Source organism: Pseudomonas sp. MPB03 (assembly GCF_046605385.1).
Taxonomy (GTDB): domain Bacteria; phylum Pseudomonadota; class Gammaproteobacteria; order Pseudomonadales; family Pseudomonadaceae; genus Aquipseudomonas; species Aquipseudomonas zanjanensis.
The window spans coordinates 1,396,466-1,413,476 of the sequence record NZ_CP176770.1; the positions used below are offsets into that span (position 1 = coordinate 1,396,466).

13 protein-coding genes and 2 pseudogenes are annotated in these 17,011 nt (G+C 62.0%); 13 read left to right on the forward strand and 2 right to left on the reverse strand.

The genetic code is table 11. The annotated features are described in order from the left end of the window. Positions 1-98 precede the first annotated feature (98 nt). From ACLH0I_RS06020 to guaA, 4 genes are all read left to right on the forward strand, one after another. Complete coding sequence (locus ACLH0I_RS06020) at positions 99-866, forward strand: sulfite exporter TauE/SafE family protein (RefSeq protein WP_411386554.1); 768 nt, start codon at positions 99-101, stop codon at positions 864-866. A gap of 69 nt (positions 867-935) precedes the next feature. Further along, positions 936-1,484, forward strand: coding sequence for a sugar ABC transporter ATPase (locus tag ACLH0I_RS06025; protein WP_411386555.1), 549 nt, complete (start codon positions 936-938; stop codon positions 1,482-1,484). Between the two features lie 253 nt (positions 1,485-1,737). Beyond that, on the forward strand, positions 1,738-3,207 hold the full coding sequence (guaB, locus tag ACLH0I_RS06030; protein ID WP_186705413.1) for an IMP dehydrogenase: 1,470 nt from the start codon (positions 1,738-1,740) through the stop codon (positions 3,205-3,207). 79 nt (positions 3,208-3,286) lie between these two features. Beyond that, positions 3,287-4,864: a glutamine-hydrolyzing GMP synthase gene (gene guaA / locus ACLH0I_RS06035; protein WP_045155136.1), complete on the forward strand. Its 1,578-nt coding sequence runs from the start codon at positions 3,287-3,289 to the stop codon at positions 4,862-4,864. A gap of 84 nt (positions 4,865-4,948) precedes the next feature. On the opposite strand, the pseudogene ACLH0I_RS06040 reads toward guaA, so the two are convergent. Then, positions 4,949-5,032: pseudogene (locus ACLH0I_RS06040) on the reverse strand (winged helix-turn-helix transcriptional regulator); the annotation flags it as partial. 428 nt (positions 5,033-5,460) lie between these two features. On the opposite strand from ACLH0I_RS06040, the pseudogene ACLH0I_RS06045 reads away from it, so the two are divergent. Then, positions 5,461-5,685: pseudogene (locus tag ACLH0I_RS06045) on the forward strand (DNA-binding protein); the annotation flags it as partial. Positions 5,686-5,765: 80 nt separating this feature from the next. Here the strand turns inward: ACLH0I_RS06045 and treR are convergent. Next, complete coding sequence (gene treR / locus ACLH0I_RS06050) at positions 5,766-6,470, reverse strand: trehalose operon repressor (RefSeq protein WP_411386556.1); 705 nt, start codon at positions 6,468-6,470, stop codon at positions 5,766-5,768. Between the two features lie 243 nt (positions 6,471-6,713). On the opposite strand from treR, the gene treP reads away from it, so the two are divergent. The 8 genes from treP to tadA all read left to right on the forward strand — a co-directional run bounded on the left by treP (position 6,714) and on the right by tadA (position 16,929). After that, positions 6,714-8,156 carry a PTS system trehalose-specific EIIBC component gene (gene treP, locus ACLH0I_RS06055; RefSeq protein ID WP_411386557.1) on the forward strand — a complete coding sequence of 481 codons (1,443 nt, stop codon included), beginning with the start codon at positions 6,714-6,716 and terminating at the stop codon, positions 8,154-8,156. A gap of 72 nt (positions 8,157-8,228) precedes the next feature. Next, entirely contained in the window at positions 8,229-9,875 is a 1,647-nt protein-coding gene (treC, locus tag ACLH0I_RS06060) for an alpha,alpha-phosphotrehalase (protein WP_411386558.1), read from the forward strand. 143 nt (positions 9,876-10,018) lie between these two features. After that, positions 10,019-11,242, forward strand: coding sequence for a maltoporin (locus tag ACLH0I_RS06065; protein ID WP_411386559.1), 1,224 nt, complete (start codon positions 10,019-10,021; stop codon positions 11,240-11,242). A gap of 71 nt (positions 11,243-11,313) precedes the next feature. Beyond that, positions 11,314-13,848, forward strand: a complete 2,535-nt coding sequence (gene ptsP / locus ACLH0I_RS06070; protein WP_411386560.1) for a phosphoenolpyruvate--protein phosphotransferase — start codon at positions 11,314-11,316, stop codon at positions 13,846-13,848. A gap of 2 nt (positions 13,849-13,850) precedes the next feature. Next, complete coding sequence (locus tag ACLH0I_RS06075) at positions 13,851-14,138, forward strand: PTS transporter subunit EIIB (protein WP_411386561.1); 288 nt, start codon at positions 13,851-13,853, stop codon at positions 14,136-14,138. Positions 14,139-14,504: 366 nt separating this feature from the next. Beyond that, a complete protein-coding gene (locus ACLH0I_RS06080; RefSeq protein ID WP_411386562.1) occupies positions 14,505-14,900 on the forward strand; it encodes a DUF6632 domain-containing protein in 396 nt (131 codons plus the stop codon). 155 nt (positions 14,901-15,055) lie between these two features. Next, on the forward strand, positions 15,056-16,432 hold the full coding sequence (locus tag ACLH0I_RS06085) for a multicopper oxidase family protein (protein WP_411386563.1): 1,377 nt from the start codon (positions 15,056-15,058) through the stop codon (positions 16,430-16,432). Then, entirely contained in the window at positions 16,432-16,929 is a 498-nt protein-coding gene (gene tadA, locus ACLH0I_RS06090) for a tRNA adenosine(34) deaminase TadA (RefSeq protein WP_250964513.1), read from the forward strand. The genes ACLH0I_RS06085 and tadA overlap by 1 nt, the downstream gene beginning before the upstream one ends. The last annotated feature ends 82 nt before the right edge of the window (positions 16,930-17,011 follow it).

Below are 17,011 nucleotides of genomic sequence, written 5' to 3' on the forward strand. Positions count from 1 at the left end.
AGCTTGCTCGCGATAGCGACAGACCGATCACCACAAATGCTGGATGTCCCCCCATCATCTGGCTAAAGTCCCCGCTCTCCTCATCAAGGAAGTGCCGGATGAATCTTCTCCCATGGTTGGGCCAGTGGGCATTTGCCCCGATGGAATGGCTGGTGATCGCCTCGGCCATTGTCCTGGCCTACATCGTGTTCGGCATCGCCGGGTTTGGCACGGCGCTGGTGGCGGCGCCGATCCTGCTGTTGTTCATGCCCCTGTCGAAAATCGTCCCGCTGCTGGTCTTGCTCGATTTTGTCGCGGCTTTCGGCAATTTGTTGCCCTCGCGTCGGGACGTGTCCCGGCCGGAACTGCTGCGGTTGCTGCCGTGCATGGCGCTGGGTTGCACTCTCGGGGTGATTTTCCTGCTCAACCTCAAGTCCGACTTGTTGCTGTTGTTGATGGGGCTGTTCATCTGCGCTTATGCCATCTACAGCCTGTTGATAAAGACCCGGCCGACGCAGCTGTCTTCGTCGTGGGCGTTTCCAATGGGCACCGTGGGCGGGATGTTCGGGGCGTTGTTTGGCAGTGGCGGCTTTTTGTATGCCATCTACCTCAACAGTCGCCTGCCCAAGGACTCGGCCCGTGCCACGCAAAGTGCCTTGATCAGTTGCAGTACCGTGGTGCGCTTGAGCTTGTTTATCATCGCCGGGGTGTATGCCGAGCTACCCTTGTTGGTACTGGCGCTGTGTTTGTTGCCGGCCATGGCGCTGGGGTTGTGGGTGGGCCATCGCTTGACCATGAAGTTGTCGCGCGAAGCGTTCGTGCGACTGGTCACCTGGCTGGTGCTCGCCAGCGGTATCGCCTTGATCGGGCGCTACCTGAGTGCTTGACCTGGCCCAGCCAGGGATTAAGCTGCCGGCCCTTTATAAGAACCGCCAGGGAAACCTCCAGGCCTCGCCATGAATTCGCAAAGCATCATCGTCCCGAAAATTTCCAATCTGCCGGTCCACGAGCCTCGGGCCCGGGCAATCGTGCGCTGGCTGGTGCGCAAGAACATCGTCGAAGAACAACTGACCACCTGCGGGCGCACCGGCAGTCGCATGGCCCACGCCATCGCCCCCGGTGCCCGCGACGTGGTGCTGCATCCCGACGCACTGCCGTTCGGCGAGCCGGTCAATGGCCTGGAGATCATCACCAAGCGCTGCATCTATACGCCGGCCAAGGGCTTTCTTGAAGAAGCCGGTTGCGCCGAGTGTCGCCGGGAGATTGGCGAAGCGCTGTTCGAAAGCCTGGAGGACTGGATGCCAGGGCGCACCGACAACTTCACCTGTCCCGAGTGCGGTCATGAAGATGACATCAATGGCTTTCTGTTCCTGCAGCCGTGCGGCTTTTCCAACCTGGGGTTCATCTTCAATAACTGGCTGGAGGCGGGGTTCAAGCAGGAATTCCTCGATGAATTCGCCGATTGGCTGGATCAGCCGGTGAGTTGGGTGAGGGTGGAGTTGTAATGTGAGGAAGCATGCAATCCCTGTGGCGAGGGAGCTTGCTCCCGCTGGGCTGCGAAGCGGCCCCAAGATGTCTGCGGCCGCTGCGCGACCGAGCGGGAGCAAGCTCCCTCGCCACGGGTTCGGTGTATGACCGGAGCGCAGTGATCAGCCCCGTCAATCACCCCGCCAATAATAGACAGAGTTTTACATTGAGCCAGACGGGGTGCATGAGTATAATGGCGCGCTTCCATTTTCCCGCTCGGGAGCCCCCGCGATGCTGCGTATCAGCCAAGAAGCTCTGACCTTCGACGACATTCTCCTAGTGCCCGGTTATTCCGAGGTACTGCCTAACGAAGTCAGTCTCAAAACCCGTCTCACCCGTGGCATCGAACTGAATATCCCCCTGGTTTCCGCTGCCATGGACACCGTGACCGAAGCCCGTCTGGCCATTGCCATGGCCCAGGAAGGCGGTATCGGTATCATCCACAAGAACATGACCATCGAACAGCAGGCCGCCGAAGTGCGCAAGGTCAAGCGGTTCGAGGCTGGCGTGGTCAAGGATCCGATCACCATCGAGGCTGACGCCACGGTCCGGGACCTGTTCGAACTGACCCGCATGCACAATATCTCTGGCGTTCCGGTGCTGCACGATGGCGACCTGGTCGGCATCGTCACCTCCCGCGACGTGCGTTTCGAGAACCGCCTGGATGCGTCCGTCCGCCAAGTGATGACGCCTAAAGAGCGCCTGGTCACGGTCAAGGAAGGCACCAGCAAGGACGACGTCCGCGAGTTGCTGCACAAGCACCGCATCGAGCGCGTGCTGATCGTCGATGACAAATTCGCCCTCAAGGGCATGATGACCGTCAACGACATCGAAAAAGCCAAGGCCTACCCGCTGGCGAGCAAGGACGACCAAGGTCGCCTGCGCGTCGGCGCCGCCGTCGGCACCGGCAAGGACACCGGTGACCGCGTCGCCGCCTTGGTCAATGCCGGCGTTGACGTGGTGGTGGTCGACACCGCCCATGGTCACTCCAAAGGCGTGATCGACCGCGTTCGCTGGGTCAAGCAGAACTTCCCTGACGTGCAGGTGATCGGTGGCAACATCGCCACCGGCGCAGCCGCCAAGGCCCTGGCCGACGCCGGCGCCGACGCCGTCAAGGTCGGTATCGGCCCTGGCTCGATCTGCACCACCCGCATCGTCGCAGGTGTCGGCGTGCCGCAGATCAGCGCCATCGCCAACGTCGCCGCTGCCCTTGAAGGCACTGGCGTGCCGTTGATCGCCGACGGCGGTATCCGTTTCTCCGGTGACCTGTCCAAGGCCATCGTTGCCGGTGCCTACTGCGTGATGATGGGTTCGATGTTCGCCGGTACCGAAGAAGCGCCGGGCGAGATCGAGCTGTTCCAGGGCCGTAGCTACAAGGCTTATCGCGGCATGGGTTCGCTGGGCGCCATGTCCCAGGCCCAGGGCTCTTCCGACCGTTACTTCCAGGACTCCTCCGCGGGTGCCGAGAAGCTGGTGCCGGAAGGTATCGAAGGTCGTGTGCCATACAAAGGCACCCTGAGCGCCATCATCCATCAACTGATGGGCGGCCTGCGTTCTTCCATGGGCTACACCGGCAGCGCCGACATCGAAGAGATGCGCACCAAGCCGGAATTCGTGCGCATCACCGGCGCCGGCATGGCCGAGTCCCATGTCCACGACGTGCAGATCACCAAGGAAGCGCCGAACTACCGTGTAGGTTAAGGCTTCCAGCAAAACGTTAATCACCGGGGCTGTTCATTCAGCCCCGAGTTGTTTCTGATTCACTACATGAGAATGAGTCATGGCCCTCGACATTCACGCTCACCGCATCCTGATCCTCGACTTCGGTTCCCAGTACACCCAACTGATCGCCCGCCGCGTGCGTGAGATCGGCGTGTACTGCGAGCTGCATCCGTTCGACATGGATGACGAAGCGATTCGCGAATTCGCTCCGAAAGGCGTCATCCTCGCCGGCGGCCCCGAGTCCGTGCACGAAGCCGACAGCCCGCGCTGCCCGCAAGCCGTGTTCGACCTGGGCGTGCCGGTCTTCGGTATCTGCTACGGCATGCAGACCATGGCTGAACAGCTGGGCGGCAAGGTCGAAGGTTCGGACCTGCGTGAGTTCGGTTACGCCCGCGTCGACGTGGTCGGCAAGAGCCGCCTGTTGGACGGTATCGAGGACCACGTCGACGCCGATGGCCTGTTCGGCCTGGACGTGTGGATGAGCCACGGTGACAAGGTCACCAAGATGCCGGAAGACTTCCACATCCTGGCCAGCACCCCGAGCTGCCCGATTGCCGGCATGTTCAACGATGACCGCCGCTACTACGGCGTGCAGTTCCACCCTGAAGTGACCCACACCAAGCAGGGCGGCCGGATCCTGTCGCGTTTTATCCTCGACATCTGCGGGTGCGAAGCCCTGTGGACCCCGTCGAAGATCGCTGAAGACGCCATCGCCCAGGTCCGCGCCCAGGTCGGCACCGACAACGTGCTGCTGGGCCTGTCCGGCGGCGTTGACTCCTCGGTGGTTGCCGCGCTGCTGCACAAGGCCATCGGCGACCAGCTGACCTGCGTGTTCGTCGACAACGGCCTGCTGCGCCTGCACGAAGGCGAGCAAGTGATGGCCATGTTCGCCGAGAACATGGGCGTCAAGGTGATCCGCGCCAACGCCGAAGAGCAGTTCCTGAACAACCTGGCCGGCGAGTCCGACCCGGAGAAGAAACGCAAGATCATCGGCCGCACCTTCATCGACGTGTTCGATGCCGAATCCTGCAAGCTGGACAACATCAAGTACCTGGCCCAGGGCACCATCTACCCCGACGTGATCGAGTCGGCCGGCGCCAAGAGCGGCAAGGCCCACGTGATCAAGTCCCACCACAACGTCGGTGGCCTGCCGGAAGAGATGAACCTCAAGCTGGTCGAGCCGCTGCGCGAACTGTTCAAGGACGAAGTGCGTCGCCTCGGCCTGGAACTGGGCCTGCCGTACGACATGGTCTACCGCCACCCATTCCCGGGCCCGGGCCTGGGCGTGCGGATCCTCGGTGAAGTGAAGAAGGAATACGCCGACCTGCTGCGTCGCGCCGACCACATCTTCATCGAAGAACTGCGCAAGGCCGACTGGTACCACAAGGTCAGCCAGGCGTTCGTGGTGTTCCAGCCGGTGAAATCGGTGGGCGTGGTCGGCGATGGCCGTCGCTACGCCTGGGTCGTCGCCCTGCGCGCCGTGGAAACCATCGACTTCATGACCGCGCGCTGGGCACACCTGCCGTACGAGCTGCTGGAGACTGTTTCCGGGCGGATCATCAATGAAATCGAAGGCATTTCTCGCGTGACGTATGACGTGTCGAGCAAGCCACCGGCGACGATTGAGTGGGAGTGATGGGGCGTCCGGCGCTGACCGGTAGCCTCTAGCAAGGAACACCCTGAAGCCCGCTTGATTGCGGGCTTTTGGCGCTTTGGGGTTCGGCACCTCCTTGTAGTCGGTCCGCGCCAGCACGCGGTCGGCTTCCAGATACTTCAGTTGCTGGATCAGCACTTTGTCACTGACGTGATGAGACTTGAAAGGCTCGCGTCATTGCCAGCCAAACACGCAACCGTGGCGAGGGAGCTTGCTCCCGCTGGGGTGCGAAGCGCCCCCAATTCAAGCGGGTAGGATCAACCTGACACACCGCGATGAGGGGTTGGGGCTGCTGTGCATCCCAGCGGGAGCAAGCTCCCTCGCCACAGGGATAGAGGCGGTTCCAAGCGGTCTGCGCCCATCCATGCCAAATTTCCTATTGTTGTCCCTGGCTTGCCCACGCTTGTCCTTCGCTCCCTGTTAGGGAATGTCGCCTGGCGGTTCAGTCACCTTTCGCTACGATTCCCCGCCTCATCGGGCACCGAGAAGTGCTTATCATCGGCCGGCGAAGCCCCGCGGGAATTTCGCCGGCATGCCTCGCGAAACGCTGTCGCATAACGATGCTGAGGAACAGAACAATGGAATATACCTTTACCTTGAAATACCAGCTTGCTGAAGATAACCGTGACCCGTATGGACTGGTCGAGCGATTGGGTGAAGCTGGCTGCGACGATGCGCTGGTAGGCATTGGTCGGTCTGGGCGGCTGGCGCTTGAATTCACTCGCGATGCTCCAGATGCAGCCAAGGCAGTGCTTAGCGCTCTGGGCGACGTCCGCCGCGCGGTGCCGTCGGCCAAACTGATTCATTCATGATGCAGTGGGCAACCCACGTCGGGAACTACTGAAGCACGCCCTGGCCGCCACTCAGGCGGCCACCGCCGATTTCACCGCCGCGCCACATCCGAAAAATAAAACTTATCCAGCGTATGCCGCGATTCGGTGTACTCGAACTGCCGGCCGTCCTGGAGAAAGGTCTGGTTACTCACCACGATGACATGGCTTTGGCCTTCGAGGTCCAAGTGCTGCTGGTCGTCCTTGCCGCAGCGGACCGCTTCGATGGTGCGCTGGGCGTAGGCGATTTGCAGTTGCAGGGTCTGTTCGATGAAAGCGTAGATCGACTGCACGGCGATGTCGCGGGTCAGGCCGGGGATCACGTCGCTGACGAAGTGGTTGATGTCCAGGATCACGCGCTTGCCGTCGATTCGCCGGACCCGCTTGATGCAGGTGACCTGGCTGCCGGCGGGGGCCTTGATGTGCTCGAGCAGCGCGCCTTCCAACGGTAACTGGCTGAACTCGACCACTTCGGTACTGACGTCATTGCCCAGGCGCGGGTAGGTCTCCTGGAAACTGACGATGCCGCCGAGCTGGAATTCGATGGGCTGGGTGGACAGCACGAAGGTGCCCTTGCCATGGATCTTCTGGGCGAAGCCGCGCTCCTGGAGTTGCTCGATGGCCTTGCGCACCGTGCCACGACTGGCCTGATAGCTGTCCATCAATTCGGTTTCGGAGGGCAGGCGGGCGCCTCGCTCCAGGCGTTCGGTGGTAATGCTGGTCAGCAGATCGTTGTAGATCTGGTTGTATTTGCTCATGGGGGGCTCTGTACCGCGCTGTTCACCGGGGCGGAACCTTACGGGCCAAGTGGGGGATTTGTCCATTCAGCTGTCACCGTTTGACCACAGGAGCGTAGGACGTTTCCGGGACAGTCGGGGGCTCATCATAAACAAAAACATAACTCGTCTGTACGAGTTGTTGATTTAACTCGTACAGACGAGTACTTTCTCTTCCACGTGCTGTCGACTCTCAATAACAAGAATGACGCGGAAGAAAAAAGCATGAGCCACGATTACTCCAGAATCGCCAGCGAGCTGCTGCACAGCTTGGGTGGCGTCGACAATATCGAGCAGGCCGCCCACTGCGTGACGCGCCTGCGCCTGTCCCTCAAGGACGCGGCCCGGGTGGACAGTGCCACGCTGAACCAGATCGACCTGGTCAAGGGCTCGTTTTTCACCGGAGGCCTGTTCCAGGTGGTCATTGGCCCCGGCGAGGTGGAAAAGGTCTACGCCGCCCTGCGCGAGCTGACCGGCCTGGCCGCCGCGACCATCGCCGACGTCAAGCGCCAGGGCGCGCAGAAGGGCAACGGCATGCAGCGCCTGGTGCGGGTGCTCTCCGATGTGTTCATGCCCATTCTGCCCGCCCTGGTGATCGCCGGCCTGCTGATGGGCGTCAACAACCTGCTGGGCGCCAAGGGCATGTTCATTGCCGGGCAGACGTTGCTCGATGCCTATCCGAACCTGGACGGCGTCTGGAGCCTGATCAACCTCATGGCCAACACCTCCTTCGTCTTTCTCCCGGCCTTGGTGGGCTGGTCGGCGGCCAAGCGTTTCGGCGGCAGCGAGATCCTTGGCATCGTGCTGGGCCTGATGCTCGTCCACCCGGACCTGCTCAACGCCTGGAACTACGGCAAGGCCGTGGCGGGACTGGACGGCCAGAGCCTGCCGTATTTCGATATCTTCGGCTGGTTCCGGATCGAGAAAGTCGGCTACCAAGGGCAGATCCTGCCGATCCTGCTGGCGGCCTATGTCATGAGCGTGATCGAGCGATGGTTGCGGGCCAGGGTGCCCAACGCCATCCAATTGCTGGTAATCCCCATTACCACCATCGTGATTACCGGGGTGCTGGCCCTCGCCATCATCGGTCCGGTCACCCGCCACCTGGGCATCCTGATCACCGAAGGCATGGTGGCGCTGTTCGACCTGGCACCGGTGATTGGCGGGGCGATCTTCGGCCTGCTTTATGCGCCGCTGGTGGTGACCGGCATGCACCACATGTTCCTGGCGGTGGACTTGCAATTGATCTCAACCCAGGGCGGCACCTTCATCTGGCCGATGATCGTCATGTCCAACCTGGCCCAGGGCAGCGCGGCGCTGGCGGTGTTCTACATGACCCGCAATGCGCGGGACAAGAGCATGGCGTCCACCTCGGCGATTTCCGCTTATTTCGGCATCACCGAACCGGCGATGTTCGGGGTCAACCTGCGCTACAAATTCCCCTTCTATTGCGCCCTGGCCGGCTCGGCCCTGGGCTGTATTTTCCTGTCGTTGAACAAGATCAAGGCCTCGGCGATTGGCGTGGGAGGCCTGCCGGGGTTCATTTCCATCGTGCCGGACTACATACCGATGTTCGTGGTCGGCATGGTCATCGCCATGAGCGTGCCCTTTGCCCTGACCTGCGCGTTGAGCATGAAGATCGTCCGGCCGGGCTATCGGGTGGCCTAAGCCCTGTGGGAGCCGGGCTCGCCCGCGATGAGGCCTGTGGGGCCGGTACAAAACAGACTGAAGGGAACGCACATGCAAGACTGGCAACGTTCGGTGATCTACCAGATCTACCCCAAGAGTTTCTACAGCCATGGCGGCCAGGCCACCGGTGATTTGCTGGGGGTAGTGGACAAGCTCGACTACTTGCACTGGCTGGGTGTGGACTACCTGTGGCTGACGCCGTTCCTGCGTTCGCCGCAACGGGACAATGGCTACGACATCAGCGACTACTACGCCATCGACCCCAGCTACGGCACCATGGCCGATTGCGAATTGTTGATCGCCGAGGCGCGCAAGCGCGGTATCAAGCTGATGCTCGACATCGTGGTCAATCACACCTCCATCGAGCACCCCTGGTTCCAGGCCGCCCGCAGCAGCCTCGACAACCCGTACCGCGATTTTTATATCTGGCGGGACCAGCCGAACACCTGGGAGTCCAAGTTCGGTGGCTCGGCCTGGGAGTACGAGGCCCAGACTGGCCAGTATTACCTGCACCTGTTCGACCATACCCAGGCCGACTTGAACTGGGACAACCCCCAGGTCCGCGCCGAAGTGTTCAAGATGATGCGTTTCTGGCGGGACAAGGGCGTGGGGGGCTTCCGTCTCGATGTGATCAACCTGATTTCCAAGCCGGCCGACTTTCCTGACGACCACACCGACGGCCGGCGTTTCTATACCGACGGTCCCAATGTGCATCGCTACTTGCAGGAAATGCACCGGGAAGTCTTCGAGGGTTTCGACCTGATCAACGTTGGCGAGATGTCGTCCACCAGCCTCGAGCACTGTGTTCGTTATTCATGCCCGGCTTCCCGCGAACTGTCGATGACCTTCAATTTCCATCACCTGAAGGTGGACTACCCGAACCTGCAAAAGTGGGTGCGGGCCGACTTCGACTTTCTCGAACTCAAACGCATCCTGTCCGACTGGCAGGTCGGCATGCAGGCCAGTGGCGGCTGGAATGCGCTGTTCTGGTGTAACCATGACCAGCCGCGAGTGGTGTCGCGGTTTGGCGACGACGGTGAGTACCGCGTGCCTTCGGCGAAGATGCTCGCCACGGCGTTGCATTTTCTCCAGGGCACGCCGTTCGTGTACCAGGGCGAGGAGCTGGGCATGACCAATCCGGGCTTCGATCACATCGAGCAATACCGCGATGTGGAAACCCTGAACATCTATCGCCTCAAGCGCAACGCCGGAGTTCCCGAAGCCGAGGCCATGGCGCCAATCATGCAGAAGTCCCGTGACAACGGGCGCACGCCAATGCAATGGAGCGCTGGGCCGAACGCGGGGTTCAGTCGGGTCGAACCCTGGATTGGCGTGCCTGCCAACGCCGCGTTCATCAACGTCGAGCAACAACAAAAAGACGCGACCTCGGTGCTGCATTACTACCGCGAGCTGATCGCCCTGCGTCGCAGCGAAGCCTTGATCCAGGACGGCGTCTATCGCTTGCTATTGCCCGAACATCCGCACGTGTGGGCCTACCTGCGCGAAGGGCAGGGGGAGCGCCTGCTGGTGGTCAGCCATTTTTATGGGGGCGACTGCGAGGTGGAGCTGCCCGAAGGGGTCCTCACCCAAGAGACGAAACAACGCTGGGTGATTGGCAACTACGAAGCGGGTGAACACCGATACCGACGGCTGCGCCTGCGGCCCTACGAGTCGTTCGTGCTGCACCTGAGCGACTGAATAAAAAACTTTCCCTGACCCAGGCAATGCCTGAAAGCGAACACGTTGCGCCAGACGCATCGTGGGCCCTTTGTCGCCGGCCAAACGGCAAACAAGGGGGGAAGTCATGGAGCAAACAACAATAAGAAACAATGGAGAGGCGTATGAAAACAATAATAAACCGTGGCCTGGCCGCGTCCTGTATCTGCCTGGCCCTGCCGTTTCCGGTTCAGGCGCTGGAGTTTTCCGGTTATTTGCGCAGTGGCGTCGGCAGCGCGACCAATGGCCGTTCCCAATCCTGTTTCCAGTTGCCTGGGGCGCAGACTAAATATCGGCTGGGCAACGAGTGCGAGCAGTACGGGGAGTTGGAGCTGCGCCAGGATCTGTTCATCCTCGACGATGGCTCGGTGTTGAGCGTGGACGGCATGGCGTCGCTGTACAACCGCTACGACCGCACGCCGACCTTCCAGGGTGAAAACGGGGCGGCGCGCATGCCGCAGATGTATGCCCAATGGTCGAACATGCCCAGCCTGAACGGCGGGTCGTTGTGGGCCGGCCGGCGGTATTACAAACGCAACGACATCCATATTTCGGATTTCTACTACTGGAACCAGAGCGCCACTGGTGGCGGGATCGAGGACGTGCTGATCGGCGGGCTGAAATACAGCTACGCCTTCTCGCGCAAGGACAACCTCTACCAGAAAGACCCGGTCAACCGGCATGACTTCAACGTCGCCGGGTTCAGGACCAACCCTGGCGGCGAGTTGGAATTTGGCTTGAGCTTCATCGACCGGGCGAACCGTCGTGACGCCCACCGCGGTTGGGCCTTGACCGCCCAGCATGTGCAACAGGACTTCCTGGGTGGCAAGAATAAACTGGCCTTGCAATACGGCGAGGGCCCCGGCACCGGGCTGGGTTATACCGGCGACACCGGGCTGGACGACGGCAACAAGAGCTATCGTCTGGTGGAGTTTTTCGATTGGCAGGTCACGCCGCGTTTCGGCGGGCAGGTGCAGGCGGTGTACCAGAAGGACATCCGCCCCGACGGCACCGACCAGGACTGGCTGTCATTGGGAGTTCGCCCGGCGTACGCCATCACCGATCAGTTCAAGCTGGTGGCCGAACTGGGCCACGACCAGGTGCAGGCCAACGATGGAACACGCAAGCTGAGCAAGTTCACCTTTGCCCCCACCTGGTCGCCCAAGGGCCCGGAATTCTGGGCGCGCCCGGAAATACGGCTCTATTACACCTACGCCAGTTGGAACGCGGCTGCCCAGCGTGCAGCCAATGAGTTGGCGGCCGGCTCGGCGCTGTCCGACACCGGTGCGTTTGGTGGGGCGCGGCATGGTTCCAACGTGGGCCTGCAGGTCGAATACTGGTGGAAATGACCCGTGCACGCGCGGGTCGCTGATCGGCGTACCCGCGATGCGAAAAAGAACAGACAGCAGCAGGTGAAGTCATGAACACAACGCAATCCTTGCAATTGCTCGCACCGCTGTCCGGGGTCTTGATGCCTTTGGACAGCGTGCCGGATCCGGTTTTCTCCAGCCGTGTGGTGGGGGATGGCATTTGTATCGATCCGACCTCGCAAACCCTTTGCGCGCCGCTGTCCGGTGTCGTCGGCACGCTCCAGGACAGCGCCCATGCGGTGAGTATCACCGCTGACAACGGTGTCCAGGTGCTGATGCATATCGGCCTGGACACGGTCAACCTGGCGGGCAAGGGGTTCACCTCGCGGGTGACCATGGGGCAACGGGTCGAGGCCGGTCAGCCGCTGATCGATTTCGATGCCGACTACATCGCCTTGCACGCGCGCAGTCTGTTGACGCTGATGCTGGTGGTCAGTGGCGAACCCTTCAGCCTGCTCGTGGACGAGGCCACTGGCATCGAGAGCGGCGTGCCGTTGTTGCAGGTGCGCTCAGATGAGCAGGGAGCGGCCGACGAGGCGCAGCCGGGCACGGTGCTGTTTTCCCGGCGGCTGGTCGTGCCCAATGAAAGTGGCCTGCACGCCCGTCCTGCCGCGGTGTTCGCCCAGGCGGCCAAGGGCTTCGACGCCCATATCCAACTGCATAAGCAGCAAGCCAGCGCCAACGCCAAATCCCTGGTGGCGATCATGGCGTTGCAGACGGCCAAGGGCGACAGTGTGCAGATCAGCGCCGCCGGTGCCCAGGCTGGGCAGGCCATCGAAGCGCTGGAACAAATGCTGCTGTCAGGGTGCGGCGAAACAGTGCAAGCGCCGCTAACACTGGAGCCGATCACCGCCATCGAACCCTCGATGCCCGGCCGGCTGCGGGGTGTCTGCGCATCGCCCGGCTCGGCGTTTGGTGAAGTGGTCCAGATCGCTTCCCAGGTCTTGGACATCGAGGTGGCGGGCGTCGGCATCGAGGCCGAGCAGGCGGCCCTGGATCAAGCACTGGAGCAGGCGACGCAAGCCTTGAAAGCATTACAGGGCGAGGCGGCAGGCAGCGTCCAGGCACAGATTTTTCGTGCCCATCAAGAATTGCTCGAAGACCCCACCTTGCTGGAGCAGGCCCAAGCCTTGATCGCCGCGGGCAAGAGCGCGGCCTTCGCCTGGAAAACCGCTACCGAGGCAAGCGCCGCGCTGTTCCTGCAATTGGGCAGCGCTCTGCTGGCCGAGCGCGCAACGGACCTGGCCGATGTCGGGCAGCGGGTACTCAAATTGATCCTGGGCGTGCAGGACAACGCCTGGAACCTGCCCGAACAGGCGATTCTGGTGGCCGAGCAATTGACGCCCTCCCAGACCGCCAGCCTCGACACCTCACGCATCGCCGGGTTTGTCACCGTGGGCGGCGGCGCCACCAGCCATGTCGCGATCCTGGCCCGTGCGCTGGGCCTGCCCTCGTTGTGTGGCGTGGCGCAAGACGTATTGGCCCTGGAGAACGGCACTCGGGTACTGCTGGACGCTGATAGCGGTGAACTGCACGTGAACCCGGATCAAGCCTTGATCGAGCAACGCCAGGCCGCGGCTGAGCGGCAGCGCCAGCGACATCAGCGAGACCTGGAGCAGTCGGCCCTGGCGGCTCGTACCCTGGACGGCCATCGAGTCGAGGTCAGTGCCAATGTCGGGTCGCTGCGAGACGTGGAGCAGGCCATGGCCCTTGGAGGCGAAGGTGTGGGACTGTTGCGCTCCGAACTGCTCTACCTGGATCGCGCCCACCCACCTGGCCACGACGAGCAAGCGACCCTGTACAGCGCCGTCGCCCGGGTTCTCGGACCTGAGCGCAACCTGGTGGTTCGCACCCTCGACGTGGGTGGGGACAAGCCGCTGGCTTACGTGCCGATGGCGCATGAGGCCAATCCATTCCTGGGCATGCGCGGCATTCGCTTGTGCCTGGAGCGACCCCAGTTATTGCGCGAACAATTCCGGGCAATGCTCGCCTGTTCGGGGTTGGCACGGCTGCACATCATGTTGCCCATGGTCACGCACCTGGCGGAGCTGCGCCTGGCGCGGCAGATGCTGGATGAGGAGGTCCGTCAGTTGGGACTCACGCAGGCGCCGAAGCTGGGCATCATGATCGAAGTGCCGGCGGCGGCGCTGATGGCCGATCTGTTTGCCCCTGAGGTGGATTTCTTTTCCATCGGCACCAACGACCTGACCCAATACACCCTGGCCATGGACCGTGACCATCCACGTTTGGCCAGCCAGGCCGACAGCCTGCACCCCTCGGTGTTGCGCCTGATCGCCCGTACGGTCGAGGCCGCTCGCGCCCATGGCAAATGGGTCGGAGTGTGTGGCGCGCTGGCCTCGGAACCCCTGGCGGTGCCGCTGTTGTTGGGGTTGGGCGTGGACGAGTTGTCAGTCAGTGTGCCGCTGATTCCGGCGATCAAGGCCTGCGTGCGTGAATGGAACCTGAGCGAGTGCCGAACGCTGGCCCAAGAGGCCTTGGGCCAGGACAGCGCGGAGCAGGTGCGTGACCTCCTGCGTAGTTACTCATCCACGGCCAACCCGGCCACCCTGGCCATGGAGCATTGAGCATGTTCGACAAACTACAACAGGCCTTCTGGAAAGCACTGACCCCGGACCTGGTACCCGAAGAGCCCAATCGACCGGCAGCGATTGAAGGGCTGGCGCCGGCCATCATTGCCGGGTTGGGTGGCGCGGCAAACCTCAAGTCCCATCAGCCCGTGGCGTTGACGCGGCTGCGGGTGGAATTGCGGGATGTGGCACGGATAGACCGGGTCGGGTTGAGCGAGGCCGGTGTGACGGGCGTGATGACGCTCGACAACGGCGTGGTGCATCTGATTACCGGCTTGCCGGGCTAGTTGTCGGGGGCTGCTGCGCCCGAAGCGTCGGACCGGCCCAGCGGGAGCAAGCTCCCTCGCCACAAAAGCGGTTCGGCGTGGAAACCCTCGGTGTTTGCAATGATGGGATCTGGAAGGCATACCTCATCGCCCCATCAACGCCCAAAACCGTGGCGAGGGAGCTTGCTCCCGCTGGGGTGCGAAGCGCCCCCAATCCAAACAGGCTAAATCAATCTGGCACACCGCAATGATGATTTTGGGCTGCTGCGCAGCCCAGTGAAAGCCACAAAAGCGCTTCGGCACGAGGGAGATCGGTGGGAGTTCCTCACGCGTTCTATACTCCTGGCAGCCATTGCGGTGGCAAGCACATCGCAATAAGGAGCCGCCATGAATGACACTCAAAAACTCGCCGCCTTGCGCATCGTTTTGATCGTGGTCGGTCTGATCGCCGTCTTCGCGATCTGGCCATTGATGCTCCTATGGCCGTCCGGCTGGGCGTGGCATAGCGGCCATTCCGATTATCCGCTGATGATCGTCGGTATTTACGCAACGCTCGGCGTGTTCCTGCTGACGGCGTCCCGCGAGCCGATGAAGCACCTGAGCCTGATCGGGTTCACCGTGTGGTCGAGCGTCGTGCACGGCGCAATCATGGCTGTTCAGTCGTTTGGCGTCGGGATGGATGGGGCGTCTCACTACGGTCATTTGCTCGGCGATGTGCCGGCCTTGTTCATCGTCGCGGCGGCGTTGGCTTTTTTTACGCCGCGTGGTGTAAAAACACACTGAACGCTCGATCCGTTCTCCTGTCGGGAAAATGCTGTGGAATAACGTCCACACGTTTTTTTCATCTTGGTTTCCTTACCGTTTCTCATCTGCGGGTGTATCGTATTCGCCTTTTGCGGGCCCAACGGTTCGCGCGGATTCAATAGGTGGTTGCGTTCATGTCCTTTACCCGTCGCCAAATACTCGGTGGCCTGGCCGGTCTTGTTGTCGTTGGTGTGGGTGCAGGCGGCGCGTCGCGGTATTGGCTGGGGAAGATGGCTGATGCCGAGGCCGGTCACGACTATGAATTGATCGCCGCGCCCTTGGATGTGGAGCTGGTGGCCGGGCACAAGACCCAGGCCTGGGCGTTTGGCCCCTCGGCACCGGGTACCGAGTTGCGGGTGCGCCAGGGCGAATGGTTGCGGGTTCGTTTCATCAACCATCTGCCGGTCGCCACCACCATTCATTGGCACGGCATCCGTTTGCCGCTGGAGATGGACGGCGTGCCCTATGTCTCGCAACTGCCGGTGCTGCCGGGCGAGTACTTCGATTACAAATTCCGTGTGCCGGACGCCGGCAGCTATTGGTATCACCCCCACGTCAACAGCAGCGAAGAACTCGGGCGTGGGCTGGTGGGGCCGTTGATCATCGAAGAGCGCGAGCCCACCGGTTTCAAATACGAGCAGACCCTGAGCCTCAAGAGCTGGCATGTGGATGAGCAGGGCGAGTTTGTCGCGTTCAGCATTCCTCGCGAGGCGGCCCGTGGCGGCACGGCCGGACGGCTGTCGACCATCAACGGCGTGCCACAGGCGGTGATCGATCTGCCGGCCGGGCAGATCACCCGGGTGCGTTTGCTCAACCTCGACAACACCCTGACGTACCGCATCAACATCCCCGGTGCTGAAGCGCAGATCTATGCGCTGGATGGCAACCCCATCGAACCGCGCCCGTTGGGCAAGGAATACTGGCTGGGGCCAGGCATGCGCATTTGCCTGGCGATCAAGGCACCGCCGGCTGGCGAGGCGTTATCGCTGCGCAACGGCCCGGTGCGCCTGGGTACGCTGCGTTCGGTGCCCAACAATGACGCGCCGACCCCATGGCCGCCAGCATTGCCGCCCAACCCGGTGGCCGAGCCGGACCTGGCCAATGCCGAGAGACTCAACTTCAATTTCGAATGGGTCGGCTCGGTGTCGGTGAATGTCGACAACGGCAAACCGCCAAGCCTGTGGCAAATCAACGGCAAGGCTTGGGACATCACCGACAAGACCTGCGCCGACCGGCCGATCGCCACGCTGAAGAAAGGCCAGAGCTACATTTTCGAATTGAAGAACATGACCCAGTACCAGCACCCGATCCATTTGCACGGCATGAGCTTCAAGGTGATTGCGTCGAACCGGCACAAGGTCGTGCCGTATTTCACCGATACCTACCTGCTGGGCAAGAACGAGCGGGCGCAGGTGGCGCTGGTGGCGGATAATCCAGGCGTGTGGATGTTCCACTGCCATGTGATCGACCACATGGAAACCGGCCTGATGGCCGCCATCGAGGTGGCGTGATGCGCCAGATTCGCCCCGCCAAGATCATCGACCGCAGCCGTGACCAGGACTTCATGCGCGAAGCCCTGGCCCTTGCCGCACAAGGCGCCGCCCTGGGCGAAGTGCCGGTGGGCGCAGTGCTGGTGCAGGACGGTGAAATCATTGGGCGCGGCTTCAATTGCCCGATCAGTGGTCACGACCCCAGCGCCCACGCCGAAATGGTCGCGATCCGCGCCGCCGCCCAGGCCGTGAGCAACTATCGCCTGCCCGGCAGCACGCTGTACGTGACGCTGGAACCGTGCAGCATGTGCGCCGGCTTGATCGTCCATTCACGCATCGCCCGGGTTGTCTATGGCGCCCTGGAGCCCAAGGCCGGCATCGTGCAGAGCCAGGGGCAGTTCTTCAGCCAGGGCTTCCTGAACCATCGGGTGCTGTTCGAGGGCGGGGTGTTGGCTGAGGAGTGCAGTACGGTGCTTAGCGAGTTCTTCAAGGCCCGAAGAGCCAAACCTTCAGACTGAACACTGACCCCCTGTGGGAGCGAGCTTGCTCGCGATAGCGGTCTGTCAGGCGACATCTCTGTTGAATGTCAGGTCGCCATCG

Excerpts from the sequence above, each read along its gene's own strand:
- ACLH0I_RS06020 (WP_411386554.1), top strand. The coding sequence starts at position 99 with ATGAATCTTCTCCCATGGTTGGGCCAGTGGGCATTTGCCCCGATGGAA.
- ACLH0I_RS06025 (WP_411386555.1), top strand. The coding sequence starts at position 936 with ATGAATTCGCAAAGCATCATCGTCCCGAAAATTTCCAATCTGCCGGTC.
- guaB (WP_186705413.1), top strand. The coding sequence starts at position 1,738 with ATGCTGCGTATCAGCCAAGAAGCTCTGACCTTCGACGACATTCTCCTA.
- guaA (WP_045155136.1), top strand. The coding sequence starts at position 3,287 with ATGGCCCTCGACATTCACGCTCACCGCATCCTGATCCTCGACTTCGGT.
- treR (WP_411386556.1), bottom strand. The coding sequence starts at position 6,470 with ATGAGCAAATACAACCAGATCTACAACGATCTGCTGACCAGCATTACC.
- treP (WP_411386557.1), top strand. The coding sequence starts at position 6,714 with ATGAGCCACGATTACTCCAGAATCGCCAGCGAGCTGCTGCACAGCTTG.
- treC (WP_411386558.1), top strand. The coding sequence starts at position 8,229 with ATGCAAGACTGGCAACGTTCGGTGATCTACCAGATCTACCCCAAGAGT.
- ACLH0I_RS06065 (WP_411386559.1), top strand. The coding sequence starts at position 10,019 with ATGAAAACAATAATAAACCGTGGCCTGGCCGCGTCCTGTATCTGCCTG.
- ptsP (WP_411386560.1), top strand. The coding sequence starts at position 11,314 with ATGAACACAACGCAATCCTTGCAATTGCTCGCACCGCTGTCCGGGGTC.
- ACLH0I_RS06075 (WP_411386561.1), top strand. The coding sequence starts at position 13,851 with ATGTTCGACAAACTACAACAGGCCTTCTGGAAAGCACTGACCCCGGAC.
- ACLH0I_RS06080 (WP_411386562.1), top strand. The coding sequence starts at position 14,505 with ATGAATGACACTCAAAAACTCGCCGCCTTGCGCATCGTTTTGATCGTG.
- ACLH0I_RS06085 (WP_411386563.1), top strand. The coding sequence starts at position 15,056 with ATGTCCTTTACCCGTCGCCAAATACTCGGTGGCCTGGCCGGTCTTGTT.
- tadA (WP_250964513.1), top strand. The coding sequence starts at position 16,432 with ATGCGCCAGATTCGCCCCGCCAAGATCATCGACCGCAGCCGTGACCAG.